The organism is Janthinobacterium sp. PSPC3-1, assembly GCF_049896105.1.
Taxonomy (GTDB): domain Bacteria; phylum Pseudomonadota; class Gammaproteobacteria; order Burkholderiales; family Burkholderiaceae_D; genus Janthinobacterium.
In genome coordinates, this window is the sequence record NZ_JAFCTQ010000007.1 from 18,289 (window position 1) to 40,690 (window position 22,402).

Annotated in this window: 22 protein-coding genes; 14 read left to right on the forward strand and 8 right to left on the reverse strand. The window is 64.7% G+C overall.

What is annotated here, in order from left to right; translation table 11 throughout:
• Both ACP7B7_RS09740 and ACP7B7_RS09745 read right to left on the reverse strand, forming a co-directional pair.
• Positions 1-888: an oxygenase MpaB family protein gene (locus tag ACP7B7_RS09740; RefSeq protein WP_426076543.1), complete on the reverse strand. Its 888-nt coding sequence runs from the start codon at positions 886-888 to the stop codon at positions 1-3.
• A gap of 137 nt (positions 889-1,025) precedes the next feature.
• Positions 1,026-1,946: a LysR family transcriptional regulator gene (locus ACP7B7_RS09745; protein WP_426076544.1), complete on the reverse strand. Its 921-nt coding sequence runs from the start codon at positions 1,944-1,946 to the stop codon at positions 1,026-1,028.
• A 109-nt stretch (positions 1,947-2,055) separates the two neighbouring features.
• On the opposite strand from ACP7B7_RS09745, the gene ACP7B7_RS09750 reads away from it, so the two are divergent.
• Positions 2,056-2,979: a DMT family transporter gene (locus tag ACP7B7_RS09750; RefSeq protein ID WP_426076545.1), complete on the forward strand. Its 924-nt coding sequence runs from the start codon at positions 2,056-2,058 to the stop codon at positions 2,977-2,979.
• Here ACP7B7_RS09750 and ACP7B7_RS09755 read toward each other — a convergent pair whose 3' ends face one another.
• Complete coding sequence (locus tag ACP7B7_RS09755; RefSeq protein WP_426076546.1) at positions 2,980-3,906, reverse strand: serine hydrolase; 927 nt, start codon at positions 3,904-3,906, stop codon at positions 2,980-2,982. It lies immediately after the preceding gene.
• 403 nt (positions 3,907-4,309) lie between these two features.
• Here ACP7B7_RS09755 and ACP7B7_RS09760 point away from each other — a divergent pair, with 403 nt between their 5' ends.
• Positions 4,310-5,569 carry a sensor histidine kinase gene (locus tag ACP7B7_RS09760; RefSeq protein WP_426076547.1) on the forward strand — a complete coding sequence of 420 codons (1,260 nt, stop codon included), beginning with the start codon at positions 4,310-4,312 and terminating at the stop codon, positions 5,567-5,569.
• Positions 5,566-6,315 carry a LytR/AlgR family response regulator transcription factor gene (locus ACP7B7_RS09765; protein WP_426076548.1) on the forward strand — a complete coding sequence of 250 codons (750 nt, stop codon included), beginning with the start codon at positions 5,566-5,568 and terminating at the stop codon, positions 6,313-6,315. The genes ACP7B7_RS09760 and ACP7B7_RS09765 overlap by 4 nt, the downstream gene beginning before the upstream one ends.
• A gap of 12 nt (positions 6,316-6,327) precedes the next feature.
• On the opposite strand, the gene ACP7B7_RS09770 is transcribed toward ACP7B7_RS09765, so the two are convergent.
• The gene (locus tag ACP7B7_RS09770) at positions 6,328-7,236 is read right to left on the reverse strand and encodes a LysR family transcriptional regulator (RefSeq protein ID WP_426076549.1); all 909 of its coding nucleotides are present in this window, start codon (positions 7,234-7,236) and stop codon (positions 6,328-6,330) included.
• 138 nt (positions 7,237-7,374) lie between these two features.
• On the opposite strand from ACP7B7_RS09770, the gene ACP7B7_RS09775 reads away from it, so the two are divergent.
• Positions 7,375-7,950, forward strand: a complete 576-nt coding sequence (locus tag ACP7B7_RS09775) for an NADPH-dependent F420 reductase (RefSeq protein WP_426076550.1) — start codon at positions 7,375-7,377, stop codon at positions 7,948-7,950.
• A gap of 53 nt (positions 7,951-8,003) precedes the next feature.
• Here the strand turns inward: ACP7B7_RS09775 and ACP7B7_RS09780 are convergent, their stop codons facing one another.
• Together ACP7B7_RS09780 and ACP7B7_RS09785 are read right to left on the reverse strand one after the other, a co-directional pair.
• Positions 8,004-8,222 carry a TOBE domain-containing protein gene (locus ACP7B7_RS09780; protein ID WP_308920344.1) on the reverse strand — a complete coding sequence of 73 codons (219 nt, stop codon included), beginning with the start codon at positions 8,220-8,222 and terminating at the stop codon, positions 8,004-8,006.
• 155 nt (positions 8,223-8,377) lie between these two features.
• Positions 8,378-9,355 (reverse strand): sulfate ABC transporter substrate-binding protein, encoded by a 978-nt coding sequence (locus ACP7B7_RS09785; protein WP_426076665.1) that lies wholly within the window; start codon positions 9,353-9,355, stop codon positions 8,378-8,380.
• A gap of 382 nt (positions 9,356-9,737) precedes the next feature.
• On the opposite strand from ACP7B7_RS09785, the gene ACP7B7_RS09790 reads away from it, so the two are divergent.
• Complete coding sequence (locus ACP7B7_RS09790; protein WP_308920345.1) at positions 9,738-10,280, forward strand: GNAT family N-acetyltransferase; 543 nt, start codon at positions 9,738-9,740, stop codon at positions 10,278-10,280.
• A 108-nt stretch (positions 10,281-10,388) separates the two neighbouring features.
• On the opposite strand, the gene ACP7B7_RS09795 is transcribed toward ACP7B7_RS09790, so the two are convergent.
• Positions 10,389-11,198, reverse strand: coding sequence for a class II glutamine amidotransferase (locus ACP7B7_RS09795; protein ID WP_308920346.1), 810 nt, complete (start codon positions 11,196-11,198; stop codon positions 10,389-10,391).
• 243 nt (positions 11,199-11,441) lie between these two features.
• Between ACP7B7_RS09795 and ACP7B7_RS09800 the strand changes: the two genes are divergently transcribed.
• From ACP7B7_RS09800 to ACP7B7_RS09840, 9 genes are all read left to right on the forward strand, one after another.
• Positions 11,442-12,287, forward strand: coding sequence for an EAL domain-containing protein (locus ACP7B7_RS09800; RefSeq protein ID WP_426076551.1), 846 nt, complete (start codon positions 11,442-11,444; stop codon positions 12,285-12,287).
• A gap of 277 nt (positions 12,288-12,564) precedes the next feature.
• Positions 12,565-13,746: an ABC transporter substrate-binding protein gene (locus ACP7B7_RS09805; RefSeq protein WP_426076552.1), complete on the forward strand. Its 1,182-nt coding sequence runs from the start codon at positions 12,565-12,567 to the stop codon at positions 13,744-13,746.
• Positions 13,747-13,760: 14 nt separating this feature from the next.
• Positions 13,761-15,146, forward strand: a complete 1,386-nt coding sequence (locus tag ACP7B7_RS09810; protein ID WP_426076553.1) for an aromatic ring-hydroxylating dioxygenase subunit alpha — start codon at positions 13,761-13,763, stop codon at positions 15,144-15,146.
• On the forward strand, positions 15,136-15,669 hold the full coding sequence (locus ACP7B7_RS09815; RefSeq protein WP_426076554.1) for an aromatic-ring-hydroxylating dioxygenase subunit beta: 534 nt from the start codon (positions 15,136-15,138) through the stop codon (positions 15,667-15,669). Before ACP7B7_RS09810 ends, ACP7B7_RS09815 begins: the two co-directional genes overlap by 11 nt.
• Positions 15,669-16,295 carry a cysteine hydrolase family protein gene (locus tag ACP7B7_RS09820; RefSeq protein ID WP_426076555.1) on the forward strand — a complete coding sequence of 209 codons (627 nt, stop codon included), beginning with the start codon at positions 15,669-15,671 and terminating at the stop codon, positions 16,293-16,295. Before ACP7B7_RS09815 ends, ACP7B7_RS09820 begins: the two co-directional genes overlap by 1 nt.
• Before the next feature lie 5 nt (positions 16,296-16,300).
• Positions 16,301-17,131, forward strand: a complete 831-nt coding sequence (locus ACP7B7_RS09825; protein ID WP_426076556.1) for an SDR family oxidoreductase — start codon at positions 16,301-16,303, stop codon at positions 17,129-17,131.
• Positions 17,128-18,108, forward strand: coding sequence for a PDR/VanB family oxidoreductase (locus ACP7B7_RS09830; RefSeq protein ID WP_426076557.1), 981 nt, complete (start codon positions 17,128-17,130; stop codon positions 18,106-18,108). Before ACP7B7_RS09825 ends, ACP7B7_RS09830 begins: the two co-directional genes overlap by 4 nt.
• Positions 18,109-18,304: 196 nt before the next feature.
• Positions 18,305-19,411 carry a porin gene (locus tag ACP7B7_RS09835; protein WP_426076558.1) on the forward strand — a complete coding sequence of 369 codons (1,107 nt, stop codon included), beginning with the start codon at positions 18,305-18,307 and terminating at the stop codon, positions 19,409-19,411.
• An 87-nt stretch (positions 19,412-19,498) separates the two neighbouring features.
• Entirely contained in the window at positions 19,499-20,914 is a 1,416-nt protein-coding gene (locus ACP7B7_RS09840) for a purine-cytosine permease family protein (protein ID WP_426076559.1), read from the forward strand.
• A 162-nt stretch (positions 20,915-21,076) separates the two neighbouring features.
• Here the strand turns inward: ACP7B7_RS09840 and ACP7B7_RS09845 are convergent, their stop codons facing one another.
• Positions 21,077-22,108 carry an AraC family transcriptional regulator gene (locus ACP7B7_RS09845; protein WP_426076560.1) on the reverse strand — a complete coding sequence of 344 codons (1,032 nt, stop codon included), beginning with the start codon at positions 22,106-22,108 and terminating at the stop codon, positions 21,077-21,079.
• Between the last annotated feature and the right edge of the window lie 294 nt (positions 22,109-22,402).

Here is a 22,402-nt window from a genome sequence, read left to right on the forward strand (position 1 = left end):
TCAGGGCGGCGGCGCGTCCTGCGCCGCCAGCCGCCGGGCCGCCTGCGCCGCCAGCCGCCGGGCCGCCTGCGCCGGCGGCGACTGTTTCATCGGCAGCAGCATGGCCGCCCGCGCCAGCAGGCGCACCAGCGTCGCCTCGCCCCGGCGCAGGCCCCGTCCGCGCAGTTGCGGCAGCGAGCGCACCGGTTCGGGCGTCATCTGCACGGCGGCGCGCATCAGCAGCCGCTGCAGCCAGCGCATCGGCGCCGGCAGGATGGCCGCGCCGGACATGATGCGCAGGAACTCGGCCAGGATCTCCGATCCTTCCAGCCGTGGCGCGGTGGCGGCCAGCAGCGTTTCCCATTCGGCCCGCGAACCCGGCGCGCCGCTGGCGCCATACAGCCGGGCGGAAGGCAGGGCTTCGAAAAAGGCGGCATCCTGCTCGCCCGCGCTGAAGGGGCGCACGTAGCGGTGATAGGCCTCGGCAAAGCCGAAGGTGGCCGTCGCATGCACCCAGTCGAGCAGCCGGGGATCGTTGGCGCGATAGGCCAGTCCATCGGGCGTGCTGCCCTCCACGTGGCCGTGCATGCGCACCACGCGTGCGATCAGTTTTTCCGTTGCCGAGCGCGGGCCATACACGGTCATCATGGCGGCAAAGCCGGTGCGCCTGAGGCGCTTGCCGGGGTCGCGCTGGAAGTCGCTGTGGTCCCAGACGCCTGAACGTACCGACGGTTCGGCCAGTTCGAGCAGCACCGCCGCCGCGCCGCCGATGAACAGCGAGACAGGATTGGCAAATACGCGCCAGGAGACGCCATCGGGTGGCGCCAGCGCCGGTTCTCCCGCCGGCTGGCTGAAGTCGAATGCCATGCCCGCCGGCGGGCGCATCAGTTCTCGCAGCGATGTGAGCATCAGCGCGCTCCCGTGGCGGTGTGGTGGTGCAGTATTGCTTGAGGCGGGATACCAGGCATACAAGCTCCGGAGTCGGCAGGCTTTCAGTGTACCTCGGGTCGCTCGCGCACGAGACAGGACCGCGTGCGCGGCTGCCTTCAGCGCCTTGGCTCGCGCCTTGGCGCCAAGGCGGGAGCCAAGGCGGGAGCCATCTGCCTGGCCAGTTCCAGGAAGGCCTCGGTGGCCGGCGTATTCTGGCGCCGGTCGCGCACGGCCAGGCCCACCTTGCGCATCACCGGTGGGTCGAGCGGCAGGGCGACCAGTTCCGGATACTGGCTGGCCAGGCGCTGCGGCAGCGCCATTTCGGCCACGATGGACACGCCCGTGCCGCGGCTGACCATGTCGAAAATGGTGATCATCTGGCTGATATGGTAGGGCACGTCGGGTTTCAGCCGGGCGTTGGCGAACAGCGGCTCGATCAGCGCCGCGCAACCGGCCTCGGACATGATGAATGGGTCGGCACACAGCTGCGCCAGCGTGACGGACGCTGCACCGGCCAGCGCATGATTGCGCGGCAGCAGCGCCATCATCTGGTCTTCCACCAGCGGCACCGTATCGAAGCGCTCGTCGGGCAGCACCAGGAAACCCACGTCGACCCTGCGCTCGCGTATCCACTGCACCACCTCATGGTCGGCGCCCTCGTCGATGCGCAGCTCGATGCCGGGATAGCGCTCCTTGAACTGCGCGGTAATGGCCGGCAGCAAATTGAGGGACGAGGTGGCGCCGAACGAGCCGATGCGCAAGGAGCCCTGGCGCTGGCCCAGCACATCGGCCGCTTCCTGGCGCATGGCTTCGGACAGGCCCAGGATTTCGCGCGCGCGCAGCAGCAGCTGGCGGCCCACCTCGGTCAGCTCGGCCGACGCCTGGTGGCGCACGATCAGGTCCACCCCCATCTCCTTTTCCAGCGCTTTTAACGCATGCGAGACGGCCGACTGGCTGATGCCCAATTGCATGGCGGCGGCGGAAAAGCCGCGCAGCTCGGCCACCAGGGTAAAAATTTCCAGTTGCGTGAAGGTCATCGGAGGTTCTTGGCGGATTATGAGTAAATGCTCATTATTTCATGAGCCAGTATTAGTATTAATATATACGTACACCACCCGCCGCACAAGCGGCATCACAGGACTTTCCATGCGCACCATCGCCATTCCATCCATCGCCACCCAGTCGCCACTGGTCTATATCAAACTGATCTTCGTCGCCCTGTTCTGGGGCGGTACCTTTATCGCGGGGAGGGTGCTGGCCCAGCAGATGCCGCCGATGACGGCCGCCAGCGGGCGCTTCGGCGTGGCCGTGCTGCTGCTGGTGCTGCTGGCCTGGAAATTCGAAGGCGGCCTGCCGCGCCTGGACCGCAAGCAATTGGCGACCACCGCCGCGCTGGGCCTGACCGGCATCTTCCTGTACAACCTGTGCTTTCTGGCGGCCCTGTCGCGCATGCCGGCCGGCCGCACGGCGCTGTTTGTAGCGCTGAACCCCATCGTCACGGCGCTGGCTTCGGCCCTGCTGTTCCGCGAGCGCCTGGGGTCCTTCAAGTGGCTGGGCATCATGCTGGCGTTTTGCGGCACGGCCATCGTCATCACGCGCGGCGACCTGGTCGGCCTGCTGCACGGCAACGGCGGTGGCATCGGCGCCGGCGAGATATTCATGTTCTGCGGCATTTCCAGCTGGGCCGCCTATACCCTGATCGGACGCGTTGCCTTGAAGGGCCTGAGTCCGGTGGCCGCCACCACCTATGCCGCCATGTGGGGCCTGGGGTTTTTGCTGGTCGGCGCGGCGTTTGAATTCCCCACCGTGCCATGGCGCAGCTTCGGCTGGCAGGTGTGGGCCGCCATCGGCTACCTGGGCGTGTTCGGCACGGTGATCGGTTTTGTCTGGTATTACGAGGGCGTGAAAGCGATCGGCCCGTCGCGCACGGCCGTGTTCAACAATCTCGTGCCGGTGTTCGGCATCGTGCTGGCGGCCGGCTTGCTGGGCGAGCCGGTGCTGGCCTCGATGCTGGTGGGCGGGGCGGTGACGATTGCCGGCGTGGTCATGACCAACCGGCAAACAAAATAATTATTTGGCGCGGCGGCGCTTCGATGGCTTGGCCGGCGCTTTCTTGTGGCGGCTGGCCGACGCACGTACCGCTTTGCCGGCCGAAGCACGTATCACCGGGCTGGCCGAGGCGCGCACCACCTTCGGCTCTTCGATGCCGTTTTCGGCCGCCAGCATGCGGCGGATATTGACGGCGTCCATGGCGCGCACGGAATTGGCGCGCGCGTTGAGCAAAATCATGGTGGCGAACTTGCCGGCCGACTTGATGCGCATGATCAGGCAGCGCCCCGCTTCATTCGTAAAGCCGGTCTTCGACAGGCCGATATCCCAGCCCTTGGCGCCCACCAGGCGGTTGGTGTTGTGGTATTCCACGTCGCGGCCCTTGATCTGGATAATGTCCTTGGAGTCGGTCGTGATGCGGCTGATTTCCGGATAGCGCGAGGCGGCCACGGCCATCTTGACCAGGTCGGCGGCGGTCGACTGGTTGTTCGGCGACAGGCCGGTCGGCTCTTCGATCACGGTCTGGCGCATGCCCAGCGCCTTGATCTTGGCGTTGACGGCCACCGCAAACGCGGTCGGGCCGCCCGGATAGGTGCGTGCCAGCGAGGCGGCGGCGCGGTTGTCGGACGACATCAGCGCCAGTTGCAGCACATCGTGGCGGCTCAAGGTGGCGCCCACCGGCACGCGCGAGGTGCTGTGTTTCAAGGTGTCGACGTCGACCTGGTCGATCAGGATCTCTTCCTTCATATTGGCCTTGGAGTCGAGCACGACCATGGCCGTCATCAGCTTGGTCAGCGACGCGATGGGCACGACCACGTTGGCATTTTTTTCAAGCAGGATTTTACCCGTGCCGTCTTCGACCACCAGGATGGACTGGGAACCGAAGGGCACGGCGATGGCCGCTGTGGATAGCGTCATCAGCACGGCGGCGAACATTTTTTTGAGCATTGGATTTTGTCTGGGAAAGCAGTTTTGGGGCGCCACGGGAGGACGCTGCGCGCAATATAGCGACCATGTCCGCAGGCGTGACATGTATCTCTGAAGCAATATTTGCCAAGCATAGACGATACCATCAAAAACCTGGCAATGTCTATGGCACACCGGTTCGTCAACCCCATTTTGGACCAATCAGGCAAAATAAATCACGGACTATTGCCAGAGTGAAAATTCTCGCCCGCTTATTGATTTCATCTCGGAAACTTCGTACTATTTCAGCAATCTTGGCGCACTCTTATGGCGTTTTCGTCGTTGATGCCTGCCGCTTCGTGTTTCGTCGCCCGCCGCTGTGCCTGCAAAGGTCGCCGCCGTAGACTGCGTTCATGTTTGAATCACGGATCATGGAGAACGCAGCATGTTGAAAAAATTCAGGGACTGGTATCGCAGCATCGATGACGAATCGCTGCTGGTGCTGAAACACCCCGAGATGGCGGCGCAGGTGAAGGGCCGCGCGCGCCGCTGCATCGCCCGCAATCTGTCGACCCTGACGCCGATCGAGCGCGAGCAATTGCATGATTTCCTGCTCAAGTACCGTGGCGCCGGCTTTTATATCGCCGCCTTCAAGCTGATGCTGCTGTTCAGCGCCATCGGCGTGGTATTGCACCTGCTGTTCCCGGTCAAGTTCGAATTGCTCAAGGCCGTGGTCTTCAGCAATGGCATGGGGTTTGCGCTGGTGTGGGGCTTGATCGGTGTCTGGTTCAATTACCGCAGTTCGGTGCGCCACAAGCTCAAGAAACTCCTGCTGATCGTCTCGACCTGCGCCGCTGGCGTGGTGACGGGCGTGATGCTGGCCGGCCTGAGCGACACCGGCTCCATGGGCATGGCCTTCGAGCGCCTGCTGCGCGTGGGCGGCATCGCCTTGCTGGTGGCGGTGGTGTTTTACATGGTGCCGCTGGCCATCGTCACCAGCTGGCGCAACCGCCAGTACGAAGCGCTGACCCTGCAGCTGCAGCAGGATGCCGAGCGCGACCGCCTGGCGCGCGAACTGAGCGAATCGCAGCTGCGCCTGCTGCGGGCCCAGATCGAGCCGCATTTCCTGTTCAATACCCTGGGCGCGGTGCAGCAGCTGGCCGAGCAGGGTGCGCCGGGGGCGGCCAGGGCGGCGGCGCTGACGGCCGACCTGATCGCCTTTTTGCGCGCCAGCCTGGCCGAGATGCGCAGCGAGCAAGTCGCGCTGCAAAGCGAGTTCGACATGGTGGCCGCGTATTTGCGCGTGATGCAGGCGCGCATGGGGAGCAGGCTGCGCTATGCGCTGGACCTGCCGGCCGAATTTGCGCAAATGACCATACCCAGCATGATCCTGCTGACGCTGGCCGAAAACGCCATCAAGCACGGCATCGAACCGTCCTTGCGCGGTGGCGAGATCACCATGTCGGCGCAACAAGTGGACGGCATGCTGCGCCTGCGCGTGCGGGATACGGGCATGGGCTTGCCTCAAGGCGATACCGAGCATGCGCAGGAAGGCGGCCTGGGCCTGGAAAACGTGCGCAGCCGGCTGCGCCTGTCCGACCCGTCCGCCAGCCTGAACCTGCGTGACGGCGAAGAGGGCGGCGTGATCGCCGACATAGTACTCCCCATCAAAATGGCAGCCAGCCTGAAAGAAAACGCCGCATGAATACCACCATCCTGATTGCCGAAGACGAGCCGCTGATGCGCGAGCGCCTGCAAACCATGCTGGCCGTGGCCTGGTCCGAAGCGCGCATCGTGCTGGTGGCCGAAAACGGCAACGACGCCTGGGATGGTTTCCTGGAACACGAGCCCGAGGTGGTGTTTCTCGACATCCGCATGCCGGGCCTGTCCGGCCTGGAAGTGGCCCAGCGCATCGGCAAGCGCGCCCACGTGGTGTTCGTCACCGCCTACGACCAGTATGCGGTCGACGCGTTTGACGCCGGCGCCGTCGACTACCTGCTCAAACCGGTGCAAACCGAGCGCCTGCAGCGGGCCCTGTCCCGCCTGCGCGAAAAACTGGGCGCCCAGCCGGCCGACATGGCCGATTTGCTGCAATCGCTGCGCGCCGCGCTGCCGGCGCCACCACGCGAAAAAATGAAATGGATCAGGGCCAGCGTGGGCAAGCAGATCCGCCTGATCGATATCGACGAGGTGCTGTTCTTCCAGGCCGACACCAAATACACGCGCGTGGTACTGGCCGGCTCCGAAGCACTGGTGCGTACGCCGCTGAAGGACTTGCTGGGCGGCCTGGACCCCGACCAGTTCTGGCAGATCCACCGCGGCACCATGGTCAACGTCAAAGCCATCGAAGCGGCCGAACGCATCGATGCCGAACGGATGCAGGTGCTGGTCAAGGGCAGCACGGAAAAGCTGCCGGTGAGCAGGACGTTTACGTATTTGTTTCGCGATTGAGCAGCCGCCGCGTCATGCAGGCGGCGCCGCCAATCCTTGCCGCAAACAATCGACAAACCACCGCCCCGCCGGCCCCGGCGGCGCCGCAGCCCGATGCACGGCGGAGATGGCCAGCGGAAATCCCGTGCGCGGCATGTCTTCGGTGTCGAGGATGACGAGGGTGCCGGCGCGCACGTCGGCTTGCACCATATGCAGCGGCATGCTGCCCCAGCCGACGCCGTCACGCAGGAAAGCGTGTTTGGTCGACAGGTCCGCCAAACGCCATGTGGTGGGTGAGGACACGCCATAATCCTTGCCGGCCATCAGCGACGAGCGGTCGGTCAGGACCAGTTGCACGTGCTTTGCCAGTGCATGGCGGGGAAGGCGGCCGCCTGCCTGGGCCAGCGGGTGATCCGGAGCGGCCACCGCCACCAGCGGGACCTCGGTCAGCCGTTCGCCCGCCAGCGAAGGAAAGGCCAGCGGCAGCGCCGCCAGGATGCCGATGCTGCAGCGGCCGTCCAGCACCGGCTGGTAGCCGGCGCCCAGGCCTTCGACGAACAGACGCAGCGGCGTCAGCGGAAAGCGCTGCGCGAAGGCCTTGGCGGCGCGCGTGATGTCGGCGGTCGGGAAGAACACGTCCACCACCACCGACAGTTCCGCTTCCGTGCCGCCCGCCATCAGCCTGGCGCGTGCCTTGAGCGTATCGACGCCGGCCACGATAGTGCGGGCGTCGGCCAGCAGCAGGACGCCTTGCTCGGTGAGGACGGGGAAGCGTGCCGAGCGGTCAAACAGGGTGACGCCGATCTGCTGCTCCAGGCTGCCGACCCAGCCGCTGACCGCCGACTGCACGCGGTTGAGCTTTCTGGCGGCGGCAGAAAAGCTGCCCTCGTCGGCGGCCGTGATAAAGGTCCTCAGTTGATCGAGTGATACGCCGTCCAGCATGCCGTGCTCCTGTATCTCAAAACCAGATGGATTGCATCCCAATATACCGGCTTCTCAGATATGCGTCCAGCGCGCATGATGGCCTTGTCGCCTGCGATCGGGCAGGCGTCTTCCCTCCATCTTGCAAAGGACAACACCATGACGTATTCGATTATCGGTTCCGGCAATGTCGGCACCGCCCTGGCCCGCCAGTTCGCCCGTAGCGGCATTGCCGTCGGCCTGGCCAATACGCGCGGCGCGGCGTCAATCGCCGCACTGTGTGACCATGTCAGCGCCTTGAGCCTGCACGACGCGCTCCAGGCCGACGTGATTATCCTGGCGATTCCGTTTCGCGCCCATCCGGCGGTGGCGGCGATGGCGAATGGCTGGCAGGGCAAGATCGTGATCGATGCCATGAATACCTACGGCGTGCCGATCGAGGATCTCCGGGGGCAGGCGTCCAGCGACGTGGTGGCGGGCGCTTTCGCGGGCGCGGCACTGGTCAAGACATTCAACCAGCTGCCGGCCCGGCTGCTGGCGCAGGCGCCGGCCGAGCACGGCGGGCGCCGCGTGATGTTTGTGTCGAGTAACGATGATGCGGCAGCGGCAGAGGTCGCCAGCTTGGTGGAGCGGCTGGGCTTTGCGGCGATAGGGCTGGGGACAATCCGGGAGGGCGGCGCCTTGCTGGGCATGGGCGGCGCGCTGATCCTGCAGAACCTGGTCAAGCATGTGTGAATGCCCGGGGCGGCCTGGCCGGGACCGTAACCGGATCCCGGCGCAGGGGCGGCTTACTGGATCTTGGCAATCGACACTTCCGTCGACTTGACCAGCGCGATCACTTCGCTGCCGACCTTCAGGTCCAGGTCCTTGATCGAGCGCGTGGTGATCACCGAGGTGACGATGCCGTGCGGGGTCTCGACATCGACTTCGGAGACGACGGAGCCGAGGATGATTTCCTTGATCTTGCCGCGAAACTGGTTACGTACATTGATTTCCGAGATAGCCATGGTCTGTCCTTTTGCTGGTGGGTACGCCGGTTGGCGCGACAGGGACAGATTAAGGCCTGGCCGGCCGTTTGCAAACGAATCGATCCGCATACCCATATGCAAAAAATCGCCTGAACATTGCTGTCAGGCGATTTTTTCAAATAAAGTGGCGCAGCTTAGTTTTGGTAGATCTTGTCGAACTCGCCGCCGTCGTCAAAGTGTTTCTTCTGCGCTTGTTTCCAGCCGCCGAACACGTCGTCCACCGTGAACAGGTTGATCGGCTTGAAGCTGGCCGCGTATTTCTTGGCGACGGTGGCCGAGCGTGGGCGCAGGAAGTGCTTGGCGGCCCATTCCTGGCCTGGTTCCGAGTACAGGTATTGCAGGTAGGCGGTGGCTTCCTTGCGGATGCCGCGGCGGTCGACCACCTTGTCGACCACGGCCACCGGCGACTCGGCCAGGATCGAGACGCTCGGGTAGACCACTTCGAAGTTGTCGCCGAATTCCTTGCGCACCAGTTGCACTTCGTTTTCAAACGTCACCAGCACGTCGCCGATTTCACGCTGGGTGAAGGTGGTGGTGGCGCCACGGCCGCCGCCGTCCAGCACCGGCACGTTCTTGAACAAACGGGTCACCAGGTCGCGCGCCTGCGCTTCGGTGCCGCCTTTTTTCACGGCATAACCCCAGGCCGCCAAATAGGTGTAGCGGCCGTTGCCCGAGGTTTTCGGATTCGGCACGATCACCTTGATGCCGGGCTTGGCCAGGTCGTCCCAGTCCTTGATCTGTTTCGGATTGCCCTTGCGCACCAGGTACACCATGGTCGAATAAAACGGCGCGGCATTGTTCGGGAATTTCTTGGCCCAGTCGGCCACCACCAGGCCACGGTCGGCCAGCAGGTCGATGTCATTGGCCTGGTTCATGGTGACGACCGATGCTTCCAGGCCATCGGCGACGGAACGCGCCTGCTTGCTCGAGCCGCCGTGTGATTGCTTGATGGTGATGGTTTCACCGGTCTTCTTTTGCCATTCGGCGATAAACGCCGGGTTGACGTCCTTGAACAATTCGCGCATCACGTCGTACGACACGTTCAGCAACACCACCGGTTCGGCGGCGCTGGCGGCCATCGGCAAGCCCATGCCCAGCGCGCTGACAGCCATGGCGCTGGCCAGGAACCAGCGGCGCGTACGCGCGGTGAGGGGCGATGCGGTGAACGGCAATGCGGCGTTTTGTTTGGACATGTTTTTCTCGTGTTGTGGTTGCAGATGGACATAGTCTAAAATTCTGGCCGAAAAGGAAACGAACTTTTTGTAATATGCTTAGATAGAATCGCATTTCCCACCAAAAAACAGATATGGATTTTTGAAAACATTCGTGGGCAATGCCGTCGCCAGCGCTTAGCCTGAAACGGACCGCCATCGGCAGAACCGGCTGGCGGCACGGCGCGAAAAAACCGGATCGCGCCGCTTGGTGTATAGTCGGAATCGCGCGCTGCAGGGTGAAACCGCCTGTATCGGCAACCGTAATAATTTGTGAGTATCCATGAGTCTTGAAATTCGTATTGCAACATCGGCCGACGCTGTCGACGCGTGCACGGTATTGCGACGTTCCATCGTCGAATGCTGCGCGCTCGACCACCGGCATGATCCGGCCATCCTGGAAGCCTGGCTGGGCAATAAAACACCGCAGATGGTGGCGTGCTGGTTCGCCTCGCCCACCAATTTTGCGCTGGTCGCCGTCGAGGCGGACAAGGTCGTCGGCGTGGCGCTGCTGACGCGCGCCGGCAAGCTGGCCCTGTGCTACCTGCTGCCCGAAGCGCAGCATCGCGGCGCCGGCACGGCATTGGTGGAGCAACTGGAAGCGCAGGCGAAGCAATGGGGCATCAAGGCGCTGCAATTGCACAGCACCGCCAGCGGTCAGGCATTCTTTGTCAAGCAAGGGTATGCCGAAGCGGGCAATGTGCGTTCGCCGTATGGCGTGGAAACGATATTCTGCTGGAAGGCGCTCGATCCTTCCTGCCTGGTCACGGGCGATCCCAAGGGCGATGCCAAGCGCAAGCGTTTTTGCAACTGCAATTCGGCCTGAGTTTCCACTTGGCGTGACCAGCTTGCTGAAGTCAAGCTATCTGAAAGGCGCAAGGCAAAAAAGCTTGGCCCGATGCGCCTTTGCTTGCGACTAGTGTCTTAATTCTCTTCAATAACTGATCTGGATATACACGCCGCGTTGCGGCGGTGTGTCGTGCAGCAGTGCGCCGCCGGCAAACACTTTCAGTTCGCCGGGGGCAAATGCCGTCCACGGTTCGTTTTCCGTCAGTGGATGGGTGGCGATGACGGCGATGCGGTCGTCGAGGTGGTTGTGCTGGCGAAAGTCGATGCTGCGTTCGCAGTCGATCAGGTGCGCCACGGAAAAGGGGTATTCGCGTATCACATAGTGCAGATGCGTCGAGCAGTGGGCAAACAGGATGTCGCCATCGGACAGGATGAAATTGAAGCTGCCGTTGGCGGCGATCTCGCCGGCGATCTCGGTGATCGCCGCGCGCAGCACGCCGCGTGCCGGTTCGCCGTCGGGAAAGCGTGCGCGCAGCGCGCCCAGCAGGTGACAGAAAGCCTGTTCGCTGTCGGTGTCGCCGGTGGTCGAGTAGTGTGCGCTGGCCGGCGTGTGCCAGGGTTTCAGTTCGCCATTGTGCGCGAACGACCAGGTCTTGCCCCACAATTCGCGGGCAAACGGATGCGTGTTTTCCGGCGCGATGCGGCCGTGCGTGGCCTTGCGGATATGCGCGACGATGTTTTTTGCCTTGACGGGTTTCTCGTGCAACTGCTGCGCCAATGGCGAATCGATGGCGGCCAGGTGGTCGGTCAGCAGGGTGCAGCCTTCGCTGGAGTGGAAAGCGATGCCCCAGCCGTCGCGGTGCTCACCCGTGCGGCCGCCCCGTTCCGTAAAACCGGCGAACGAAAAACCCAGGGCGGCGGGCTTGCTGCTGTTCATGGCGAGTAACTGGCACATACTTGATTCCTCCTGCTGCTATCGGTACAGGATCACAGTAAGGGCAGCGGGGCCGGGCGAAAAGGATTTTTTCCGCATATGCATATGCATATGCCGTTGCACCGTGGCCACGCTTATTTGTTATCCGTATATCAAATGGTGAAAGCATTCGTTCATGTTTGCGCGGCGCTGGCTTAATCTGCACGCTTAGTCACCGGGCCTCCCCAAGGGGAAGACGGTGTAGCCCGATATCAAGGAGTCAGCATGCCATTTCCCGTCCTCAAGAATTACCTGGCCCGTTTGTCGCACCAGACGCAAGCCGGCACCAGTGTCTGGCTGGACGAGGAGGGCAGGGCGCTGGGCCGCTTTTTCAATTGCACCATGACCAGCGCCTTCCAGCCGCTGCGCGAGTTGGAAAGCGGCAAGGTGCTGGCCTTCGAAGGCCTGGCGCGCAGCGTCTCGAAGGCCGATGAAGGGCTGTCGCTGTGGCGTTTGCTCGACCACGCGGCCAGCGACGATGAATCGGTGGAGCTGGACCGCCTGTGCCGCATGCTGCATGCGATTAACTTTTTCCGCCAGCCCGAGGCCGAACAGGCCGACCTGTACCTGAATGTGCACGATCGCCTGCTCAGTGCGGTGAGCAGCAACCACGGCCACGCCTTCCAGCGCATTCTCGACGCGCTGGGCCTGCCGATCGAGCGCATCGTGCTGCAACTGCCCACCGTCACCGCCAACCAGAGCTGGCTGTTGAACTATGTGGCCGACAATTATCGCCGCAACGGCTTTCGCCTGGCGATCAATGTCAACAGCGTCAACGAAGCCATCGGCCTGCTGGAACGCCTGCATCCGCACAGCTTCAAGCTGGACGCGGGCAACCTCAGCGATGAAACCGCGGCCGCCAATTTTGTCACCCTGTGCCATGCGGCAAAGATCCGCGTGATCTTCAAGCGCCTGGACACGCCCGCCGCGCTGCAGGCCCTGCAGCGCATCGCCGCTGCCACCGGCCTGCCGATCGTGGCCCAGGGCTATCTGCTCGACAAGCCCCTGAGCTCGCTGGCCGTGACCCACGCGGCCCACCCGTCCGCCTTGCGCTCGCCTGTCGCCGCCTGAGCAATACCATCCCGCCGGCGCCCATCCCCGGGCGCCAGCCCCCGCACTTCTCCCCGCACTGATCGCATCCGCCGTTTCGTTCCTTTATACCGGTATCCGTTTTTTGCGTGACGCGCCGTTGCCGCGCCGATTGCCTGCGCCGCTGCCGAAATCGGATAGCGGCCGCCGCAGCACGCCTTTACAGTCGTTTCCAGCATCAACGCTTCCCCCCAACCGGCCCGCGCAGCGCCATCATGCGCCGGCCATGCCGCAACCGTGGCCAGCAGAGGAAATCCACATGAAACACAGTTTGTTGAAAGCCGCCTTGTTCTCCACCATGTTTGCCGGCCTGTCCGGCGGCGCGGCGCATGCCGCCGAGCAGATCAAGGTGGGATTCCTGACCACCCTGTCCGGCCCGGGCGGCGCGCTGGGCGCCGATATCCGTGACGGCTTCGAACTGGCCGTCAGGCACGCCGGCGGCAAGCTGGGTGGCCTGCCGGTCGCGCTGAATATACGCGACGACCAGATGAGCCCGGACGTGGGCCGCCAGGAAACCGAGCGCCTGCTGAAGCGCGACAAGGTCGACGTGATGACGGGCACGGTGTTTTCCAATGTGCTGCTGCCGGTGCTGCCCGGCATTCTGGCCAGCGATACCGTGTACCTGTCGGCCAATACCGGACCGGCCGACTACGCGGGCGCCAAGTGCAACAAGAACTTTTACGTGGTGTCGTGGCAGAACGAGGACCTGCCGGCCGCGATGGGCAAGTACGTGTCCGAGAAAGGCCATAAAAGCGTGTTCCTGATCGGCGCCAATTACCCGGGCGGACGCGAGTCGCTGACCGGCTTCAAGCGCTATTACAAGGGCAAGCTGGCCGACGAGGTCTACGTCAAGATGGGCCAGCTGGACTTTTCCGCCGAGCTGGCGCAGGCGCGCGCCTCGGGCGCCGACGCGGTGTTTTTCTTCCTGCCCGGCGGCATGGGCGGCGCGTTCTTGAAACAGATGGCGGGGACCGGTTTGAACAAGACCATGGCCGTCTACACGCCGGGATTCTCGGGCGACCAGGACACCATCAAGGCGGTCGGCCCGTCGATGACGGGCCTGCTGAATGCCTCGCAATGGTCGAGCGACCTGGACAACCCGGCCAACCAGCGCTTCGTGGCCGACTTCGAAAAGCAGTATGGCCGCATTCCCACCATGTACGCGGCGCAGGGCTATGACGCCGGCATGCTGCTCGACGGCGCCGTGCGCGACGTCAAGGGCAAGATCGAGGACAAGGAGGCGTTCCGCAAAGCGCTGCGCGCGGCCAATTTCAAGTCGGTGCGCGGCGCCTTCAAGTTCAACACCAACCAGTATCCGATCCAGAGCTTCTACATGCGCCAGGTGGCGGTCGATGCGCGCGGCCGCCTGAGCAACAAGATCGTCGGCACCATCATGCAGGACTACAGCGACCCGTTTGCGGCCAGCTGCAAGATGAATTGAGCAAGGAAAACACGATGAGCTATACCAACTATACCAACGACCATATCGCCGCCCTGGTGCGCGAAGACAGCGTGCACAAGTCCGTCTACACCGACCCGGCCCTGTACCAGTTGGAGATGGCGCGCATTTACGGCCAGGCCTGGATCTATGTCGGCCACGACAGCCAGGTGCCGAACCCGGGCGACTATCACGCCACCCGCATCGGCGACCAGGACGTGGTGCTGGTGCGCGCCAGCGACAGGAAAGTCCATGTGCTGTACAACCGCTGCCCGCACAAGGGCGCCAAGCTGGTACCCGACGGCGCCGGCAGTGCAGGAAAATTCTTCCGCTGCCCGTATCACGCCTGGACCTTCAAGCTCGATGGCAGCCATCTGTCGGCACCGATGAAGGGCGGCTACGAGGGTACCGCGTTCGACGCGAAACATCCGGACTTCGCCATGCGCCGCCTGGCCCGCGTGGAAAGCTACCGCGGCTTCGTCTTCGCCAGCCAGGCCGCCAGCGGCCCCGGGCTGCAGGAGTTTCTCGGCGGCGTGCTGTCGTCGATCGACAATCTGTGCGACCGCTCGCCGGTGGGCGAGGTGGAAGTGGCGGGCGGCGTTTTTCGCGTCATGCAGAATTCGAACTGGAAGGTATTCTACGAAAACCTGCACGACACCATGCACGCGCCCGTCACGCATGAATCGTCGTTCGTGGCGGCGCGCGAACAGGCCGCCGACATGGGCGAGATGCCGCTGGAACTGCATATCATGGACGGCAATGGCGAACCGTACGCGTTCTGGGAAAAGCTGGCGCTGCACGCCTATGAGCACGGCCACGGCTATATGGAGGGCATCTTCAATCCCGGCGCGGCCAGTACCGACGCCGTCACGCGGGCCCATTTCGAGGTGCTGGAACAGGCTTACGGCGCCGAGCGCGCCAGCGCCATCCTGGGCCAGAACCGCCACAACACCATCATCTACGGCAGCGGTTCGCCGCATACCGTGTTCCAGCAGTTCCGCGTGATACGCCCGGTGGCGGTCGACCGCACCATGATCGAGATCCAGACGTTCCGGCTGAAAGGCACGCCGGAAGCGATTTTCCGGCGCAGCGTGATGTATGCCAACGTGATCAACTCGCCCTCGTCGAACGTGATGGCGGACGACGTGGAAGTCTACGACCGCTGCCAGAAGGGTAATCTGAGCAACGGCGGGGAATGGATCAGCCTGCACCGCTACGCCGGCCAGGACCTGCCCATCGAAGGCGGCATGCAGTCGACCAACGGCACCAGCGAACTGCCGATGCGCAACCAGTTCAAGGCGTGGAAGGAATATATGCTCGCGCCCGCCTTTGCCCATTCCGTGATACCGATCGCCGTCGCCGGCGAGCATGCCTGCGCCGGGGAGGACTGCCATGTTGCTTGATACTGATTTCGATGTCTCGACCGGCGACCTGCTGCCGCTGGCGCTGACCCTGGAAACGCAGCACCGCCTGCAGCAGTTCCTGTTCCACGAAGCGCGCCTGCTGGACCAGCGCCGGCTCGACGACTGGATGGACCTGTGGACCGACGAGGGCATGTACTGGATACCGCAGCAGCATGGCCAGGCCAGCCCGCACGACCATATCTCGCTGGTATGGGAGGGCAAGATGCTGCGCGAAGTGCGCACGCGGCGCCTGAACAATCCGCGCAACTGGTCGCAGCAGCCGCCGACGCGCACCGCGCGCCTGGTCGGCAATATCAGCGCCATCGGCCAGGACCGCGACGGCCACTGGGTGGTGCAGGCGGTGCAGCAGCTGAGCGAGTGGCGCAATGGTGAGTTGCGCCAGCTGGCCGCGGCGCTGACCTACAAGCTGCGCCCGCATGACGACAGCTGGCAGCTGCACTTCAAGCGGGTCGACCTGGTCAACTGCGACGCCGTGTTTTCCAACCTGCAGGTATTTATCTGATGGCGGCGCCGCGCTGCGAACTGGCGCTGCTGGCGCTGCACTACCAGAACGACGTGCTGCACGAGGACGGCAAGATCAAGGTCGGCCTGCTGGCGGGCAGCGAACGTCGCGCCGGCGTGATCGCGGCGGCGCAAGCGATGCTGGCTGGCGCGCGCCAGCACGGTGTGCCGGTCATTCATGTGCGCGTCGCCTACCGGCCCGACCATGCCGACCTGCTGCTCAACGCACCGATTTTTCGCAATGTCGCCGCCAGCGGCGCCGTGATCGAGGGCAGCTGGGGCGCCGACTTCCATGCCGGGCTGGAGCCGCTGGCCGGCGAGTTCGTTGTCAAGCACACCCGCATCAATGCCTTTTACGGCTCGCCGCTGGAGGTGGTGCTGGCCGCGCTGGGTACGCGGCGCCTGGTGGTGGCCGGCGTGGCCACCCACTCGGTGGTCGACAGCACGGTGCGGTACGCGGTCGACGCCGGCTACGAAGTACTGGTCAATGCCGACGCCTGCGCGGCCGGCGCACCGCAGGCGCACGAGGCGGCGCTGGCCAGCATGGCTCTCATCGCCGAGATCGCCGACGGCGCCGGCACGCTGCGCCATTTTCACATGGCGTCATCATCACAACACGGCAGGTAAATCACATGGATACAAACAAGTTGTCAGCGACTTTATTGAGCGGCAAGGTGGCCATCGTCAGCGGCAGCACGCAGGGCATCGGCGCCGATATCGCGCGCGTGCTGGCCGCCTGCGGTGCGTCGGTGGTGCTGCTGGGCCACGGGGTGGCGGCAGGCCAGGCGCTGGCCGCCGAACTGCTGGACGCCGGCGCCGCCGGCGCGCTGTACTGCGCCACCGACGTCGAATCCGACGACGATATCGAACACTGTATCGCGCAGACGCTGGCGCGCTTCGGCCGGCTCGACATCCTCGTCAACAATGCCTGCATCTATAGCGACCAGGGACTCGATTCGACCCGCGCGCAATGGCACCAGACGCTGGGCGTGAACCTGATCTCGGCCGCCATCTTTGCGCAAAAGGCGGTGCCGCACATGGGCGCCGGCGCCGTCATCGTCAACCTGGGCAGCACCGGCGGCAAGTTCGGCGCCGCCGGCCGCGCGCTGTATCCGGCCTCGAAAGCGGCCTTGCTGCAGCTGACCAAAAACCTGGCCGTGACCCTGGCGCCGAACGGCATCCGCGTGGTGGCGGTGTCGCCGGCGTGGACCTGGTCGCCGGCGATCGCGGCCCTGAGCGGCGGCGCGCGCGGCGCGGCCGACGCGGTGGCCGCGCCGTTTCATCCGCTGGGAAGAGTGGGCGACGGCGCCGAAGTGGGGCAGGCGGTGGCCTTCCTGGCGTCGTCGGCGGCGTCGTGGATCACCGGTGTCGACATTCCCGTCGACGGCGGCTTTTCGGTGCTGGGACCGGACCGCGGCATCGCCCCGCGCGCCTGGTTTGCGCAGGCGGGAGAAGCGGCATGAGCATCATCAGCCTGCAGGTGGCGCAGATCACGCCCCTGACCGCCCATGTCGTGCTGATCCGGCTGCGGCCGGCGGACGGCGCGCCGCTGCCCGGCTACCAGGCCGGCGCCCACGTCAAAGTGGAAGTCGAGATCGATGGCGCGCCTGCCTGGCGCCATTATTCGCTGATCAATCTTGAGGCGCGCGCGCACGCCTGCGCCCAGCCGGCTGAATATGTGATCGCGGTGCGGCGCGAGGAGCGCACGCTGGGCGGGCGCGGTGGTTCGCTGTACCTGCACTCCGCCTTGCAAGTGGGCCAGCTGCTGCGCGTGGGCGCGCCCTTGAATGTGTTTGCGCTCGACCCGGAACACGACGACGTGCTGCTGATCGCCGGCGGCATCGGCGTCACGCCGCTGGCGTCGATGGCGGCCGCGCTCAGTGCCGCCGGCAAACGCTACGCGCTGCACTACAGCGGCCGCAGCGTGGCGCAGTTGGCGCTGGTGACAGAACTGCGGGCGCTGGCCGGCGCGGCGCTTACCCTGTATGGCGATGACGGCGCCCGCCTCGACCTGAGCGCGCTGCTGGCCGGCTGCAAACCGTCGCAGCCTATCTATGTCTGCGGCCCGAAGGGCATGGTTGACGCCGTGCGTACGCAGGCGGCGCAGCTGGGCTGGCCGGCGGACGCGGTGCGCTACGAACTGTTCGCCGAGGCGGCCCCCGAGCAGGGCGACCAGCCGTTCGAGGTCGAGCTGCTGCAGTCCGGCTGCCGGCTGCAGGTGGGCGCCGGCCAGACCATCCTCGATGCGATGCTCGACGCCGGCCTGGACCCGCTCTACGACTGCAAGCGCGGCGACTGCGGGGTCTGCACGGTGGACCTGGTCGACGGCGAGGCCGAGCACCGCGACAACTGCCAGAGCAAGGCCGAACGCGCCGCCGGCAAGGTGATCCAGATCTGCATTTCGCGCAGCAAGGGCGGTCCGCTGGTGCTCGACGCCTGATTCCCGCTTGCCTGCCAGGCTGCTCCAAGGACCCGCGCGGGTCCTTTTTTTCGGCCATCTTTTCCGGTCGCAGGATACGGATAAGCGCCATGTTGTTTTTGCATTTTCCGGATAGTGGCGGGACAGGCGTGTTGCGTACCATCGTTATCGGTTTGATCCTGATTGATACTTAACAATAACCTTGGAAAGCCTGACCATGAACGATTTGATGACCCCGCGCACACGCGCCGCATCGACACCAGTTGTTGTGTTATTGGGACTGGCGCTGGCCGCGCCGCTGATGGCGCAGGCGCAAAGCAGCGTGACGATAGGCGGCGTGATCGACGCCGGCGTGACGCTCAATTCCAACCAGACGGGCAACCGGAACACGCTGGTCGACACCGGCATCCAGTCGCCCAATCTGCTGCGCTTCCGGGGCACCGAGGATCTGGGCGGCGGCAACAAGGCGATCTTCGTGCTGGAGAGCCAGTTCCAGCTCGATACCGGCGCACAGGTCGGCAATTTCTTCGGCCGCCAGGCCTATGTCGGGATCTCGGGCGAGTGGGGCACGCTCACCGCCGGTAATCAGTACGAGTTCATGTTCGAGTCGCTGTCGCTGCAGCGTTTCGGCCCGGTGATCAAATATGTCAGCCTGTACGACTTGCACCAGGGCCCGTTCCAGGCGCTGGGCACGGCCAATAACGGCATGGACTTCAACCGCGTGGCCGGCGCCTTCCGCGTCAACAACTCGCTCAAGTACACCAGCAAGAACTTCAACGGCTTCAGCTTCGGCGCCCTGATCGGCTTTGGCGAGCAGGCCGAGGCGTTTGGCCGCAACGGCACCACCAGTTTCGGCGCCAACTACGCCAATGGCGGCCTGACGCTGAACGCGGCGTATACCTATGCCAAGTCGGCCACCATCGACAACGGCAACGAAGGCATCCGCAACTGGGGCCTGGGCGGGCGCTATGTGCTGGGCGCGCCGACCGTCGACGTGCTGTACACGAATACCACCAACACCTTTACCAAAGGCCAGGTCGACGTCTACGAGGCCGGCCTGACGGTGCCGCTGTCGGCGCCGGTCAACCTGCGCGTGTACTACCACCTGATGAAGGGCAACGCGCAACTGACCGACAACAAGTCGCACCAGGCCGGCATGCTGCTCGACTATGCGTTCTCGAAGCGTACCGATGTCTACCTGAACGCGGTGTACCAGAAGGCCAGCGGCGGCGCGTCCGCCCGCGCCTGGATCACCGCTTCGGGCGCCGCGTCCGGCGGCGACACGCAAACCGCGCTGCGGGTCGGCGTGCGCCACGCGTTTTAATCCGCCTGCCCGGCAGGCCGCACGGCGCCCCTGTCTTTGGCAGCGGGCGCCTTTTCTTTTTTCTTCTTCTCATTGACAGGAGCGAGCATGCATCAACCCCATCAACTGGCCGCGCGCAGCGACGACCACGCCCTCGAACCGGTGCCCGGCGGCGCGCGCCAGAACTGGCTGCAGCTGTCGTGGAGCACGGCCGGCATCGTCACCACGCTGGTGCAGCTGTTCCTCGGCGCGCTGACCACCTTTGTGGCCGGCTTTCGCATCGCCATCGTGGCCGGCGTGGCCGTCACCATCATTGGATCTTTACTCGGCTGGGGCATGGGCCACGTGGCCTACCGCACCGGCCTGGCCAGCACGGTGCTGTCGCGCCGCCACGGCCTGGGCCAGCGCGGCTCGGTGCTGCTGGCGCTGGTGTTCGGCTTCATGATCATCGGTTTCATCGCGCTGGAAAACGCCATGCTGTACAAGGGCTTCCTGTTCTATACGGAGCTGGCCGACACGCTGCCGCTGCGCCTGCTGGTGTATGGCGGCCTGACCCTGGCCTGGATACTGCTGACGGCCTTCGGCTACACGCTGGTGTCGCGCGTGGCGTCCATCACGCTGATCGCCTTTCTGGCGGTGCTGGTCTACATGCTGTTCGACGTCATCGCCAGTTCCGGCCAGTCGTGGGCCTCGGTGCTGCAATATGGCGCCCAGGTGCCGCCGCAGATGCTGCAGGCGATGGGCGCCGACAGCGACAGCGGCAAGTTCATTTTTTGCGTGAATGTGCTGATCGGTTCGGCCGGCGCGCTGGCGCTGATGGATGCCGACCTGGGCCGCTATGCGCGCTCCTCGCGCGATATCGCGCTGGCGGCGCTGGCCGGCAACCTGTTCATGGACGTGGTGATGGTGGCTGTCGGCGGCATCATCATGTATGCCGGCATGGACCAGCTGATCGCCCATTATGTGCGGGTCGATGGCCTGGCGCCCGAGGCGGCGCGCGCGCTGGCGCTGCAAAGCCCGGACAGCGTGGCGGCCGCCTTCATCATCTTCGGCGGCGCGCTCGGCACGCTGCTGATGGTGCTGGCGCAATCGAAGGCGCAGGTGCTCAATACCTACAGCGCCTCGCTGTCGCTGACCGGCATGTTCGACGCGCTGTTCGGCTGGCGCCCGGGGCGCTTGCTGTTCGTGGTGCTGGCCAACCTGCTGGCCTGTCTGATGCTGTCGGGCGCGATCCTGGAATGGGTGAACGGCTTCATTACCGTGCTGGGCGTGCTGACCACCTGCTTCTGCGGCATCATCCTGGCCGATTACTTTATCGTCGCGCCGCGCAGGACCGCCGCCGCCATCCCCGACGTGAATTGGGCCGGCGTGGCCACGCTGGTGCTGGCCTTCGTGCTGGCCCACTTCGTCCTCCAGCGCTGGCTGCCGCTGGAGTTTTTCACGGCGCTGGTGGTGTGCCTGGTGGTGTATCCGCTGCTGTCGCTGAAAGGGGCGCGCAGGGCGGGCGCCGCCGTCGCCCGCTAAGTAATCGTCAGGAAATTATTGTGAAGTTATGACGAACAGAACCGGATGCTATGCAAGGCGTCAACTGCGACGCAGTGCGAGCACTGCTAGCAGTTGGCAACGCCGCAGAGCGCCGGTTATGGAAGTCAGAAATCACAAGAATTTATTGGGGGTTACTTAGCTTCAGTGCATCAATTCGCCGGTATGCTTGGGCAGCACGCCGAAGCGCTGGCGGTAGTAGGCTGAAAAACGGCCCAGGTGGCAGAAACCGAATTCGAACGCGGTTTCGGTCACGCTGGCGTCGGGCCGTTCCTTGAGCACGGCGTGCGCCGCGTCGAGGCGCATATTGCGCAGCAGGTCCATCGGCGGCACGCCGTGATGGCGGTGGCACAGCATGTTCAGCGTGCGCACGCTGACGCCGGCCGCCATCGCCAGGTCCAGCAGCGACACGGGCGCGCACAGCTTGGCGCGCATATAGCGCTCCAGGGCATCCATGCGCTGGCCGGCGCTGGCCGTCGCCAGGCCCTGGCCCGATTCGAACGCCGCGCTGGCGTGCGGGCCCGCCGCCAGCGGCGGCGCGGACTGCCCCTGCTGGGCCAGCAGGAACAGGCCGATATTGCGTTCGAAATGGTCGATCCAGGCCGCATGCGTGGGCAGGTCCGCCGGCTGCGCCAGGATTTGCAGCAGGGACTGCATCAGCAGGCCCCATTGCATCTCCATCATGTTCGATTGCAGCAGGCCCGAATGCAGGCCCGGGTGCAGGCCGGCGTTCGCTCCACGCTGCGCGCCGGCCGGGGCCAGGTCGTGCAGCAGGGCGTGCGGCACCTTCAATATCAACTGCTCGGAACCTTCTTCCCACCACAGGCGCAGATTCTTTTTCGGCGCGACCACCGCCACCGTGCCTTCCGGCACGCGCACCCTGCGGCCGTCACAGTCGAATTCGGCGCAGCCCTTGAGCGACATGTGCACCAGTGCGAAATCATCGAAGGGGCTGGGTGTGACTTCGACCTGGGCCCCATAGCGCAGCACGAACAGCTGCAAGCGGCTGATGCGCGCCTGGAACAGGGCCGTGTCGGGCGCGCCGCGCTGCCAGCGCAAATCATGGTCGGACAGCGCGCGGGCCACATGGCCATGCGAGTCGACCCGCTCGTTGCTGTGGAAAACGCAGCGTTGATATACCTGCGCCAGATCGAGTGAACCTTTGAGCATCTGCATCGGGTCTCCAATGGAAAAGGGGGATACGGGTGAGAGGCGGAAAAGCCAGGACACGTGGTCCGACGATGAGTTGTTACTGCAAGTTGCGTGCCACTTGCCGGCGATTGGTGACCGCTGGTGGCCGCGCCGCGCCATTTGCCGGATTCGGACTATCCAGCGTGGCGCAGGCGAAAAATGTGCCGAATACGGATAGCGCCGGCCCAGGCAGCGTGGTATGGACGGCTGCGGCGGCGCGGCCGGCCCGGCCGCCGGCCTGCGTTGCGATGGTGCGCCGGCCTGCCGCGCCCGGGCCCG

Bases quoted from the DNA above. Each gene is read 5' to 3' on its own strand.
- ACP7B7_RS09770 (WP_426076549.1), bottom strand. From the start codon at position 7,236: ATGCTGGACGGCGTATCACTCGATCAACTGAGGACCTTTATCACGGCC.
- ACP7B7_RS09800 (WP_426076551.1), top strand. From the start codon at position 11,442: ATGCCATTTCCCGTCCTCAAGAATTACCTGGCCCGTTTGTCGCACCAG.
- ACP7B7_RS09780 (WP_308920344.1), bottom strand. From the start codon at position 8,222: ATGGCTATCTCGGAAATCAATGTACGTAACCAGTTTCGCGGCAAGATC.
- ACP7B7_RS09820 (WP_426076555.1), top strand. From the start codon at position 15,669: ATGGCGGCGCCGCGCTGCGAACTGGCGCTGCTGGCGCTGCACTACCAG.
- ACP7B7_RS09765 (WP_426076548.1), top strand. From the start codon at position 5,566: ATGAATACCACCATCCTGATTGCCGAAGACGAGCCGCTGATGCGCGAG.
- ACP7B7_RS09815 (WP_426076554.1), top strand. From the start codon at position 15,136: ATGTTGCTTGATACTGATTTCGATGTCTCGACCGGCGACCTGCTGCCG.
- ACP7B7_RS09810 (WP_426076553.1), top strand. From the start codon at position 13,761: ATGAGCTATACCAACTATACCAACGACCATATCGCCGCCCTGGTGCGC.
- ACP7B7_RS09795 (WP_308920346.1), bottom strand. From the start codon at position 11,198: ATGTGCCAGTTACTCGCCATGAACAGCAGCAAGCCCGCCGCCCTGGGT.
- ACP7B7_RS09775 (WP_426076550.1), top strand. From the start codon at position 7,375: ATGACGTATTCGATTATCGGTTCCGGCAATGTCGGCACCGCCCTGGCC.
- ACP7B7_RS09760 (WP_426076547.1), top strand. From the start codon at position 4,310: ATGTTGAAAAAATTCAGGGACTGGTATCGCAGCATCGATGACGAATCG.
- ACP7B7_RS09805 (WP_426076552.1), top strand. From the start codon at position 12,565: ATGAAACACAGTTTGTTGAAAGCCGCCTTGTTCTCCACCATGTTTGCC.
- ACP7B7_RS09825 (WP_426076556.1), top strand. From the start codon at position 16,301: ATGGATACAAACAAGTTGTCAGCGACTTTATTGAGCGGCAAGGTGGCC.
- ACP7B7_RS09840 (WP_426076559.1), top strand. From the start codon at position 19,499: ATGCATCAACCCCATCAACTGGCCGCGCGCAGCGACGACCACGCCCTC.
- ACP7B7_RS09785 (WP_426076665.1), bottom strand. From the start codon at position 9,355: ATGGCTGTCAGCGCGCTGGGCATGGGCTTGCCGATGGCCGCCAGCGCC.
- ACP7B7_RS09750 (WP_426076545.1), top strand. From the start codon at position 2,056: ATGCGCACCATCGCCATTCCATCCATCGCCACCCAGTCGCCACTGGTC.
- ACP7B7_RS09740 (WP_426076543.1), bottom strand. From the start codon at position 888: ATGCTCACATCGCTGCGAGAACTGATGCGCCCGCCGGCGGGCATGGCA.
- ACP7B7_RS09835 (WP_426076558.1), top strand. From the start codon at position 18,305: ATGAACGATTTGATGACCCCGCGCACACGCGCCGCATCGACACCAGTT.
- ACP7B7_RS09755 (WP_426076546.1), bottom strand. From the start codon at position 3,906: ATGCTCAAAAAAATGTTCGCCGCCGTGCTGATGACGCTATCCACAGCG.
- ACP7B7_RS09790 (WP_308920345.1), top strand. From the start codon at position 9,738: ATGAGTCTTGAAATTCGTATTGCAACATCGGCCGACGCTGTCGACGCG.
- ACP7B7_RS09830 (WP_426076557.1), top strand. From the start codon at position 17,128: ATGAGCATCATCAGCCTGCAGGTGGCGCAGATCACGCCCCTGACCGCC.
- ACP7B7_RS09745 (WP_426076544.1), bottom strand. From the start codon at position 1,946: ATGACCTTCACGCAACTGGAAATTTTTACCCTGGTGGCCGAGCTGCGC.
- ACP7B7_RS09845 (WP_426076560.1), bottom strand. From the start codon at position 22,108: ATGCAGATGCTCAAAGGTTCACTCGATCTGGCGCAGGTATATCAACGC.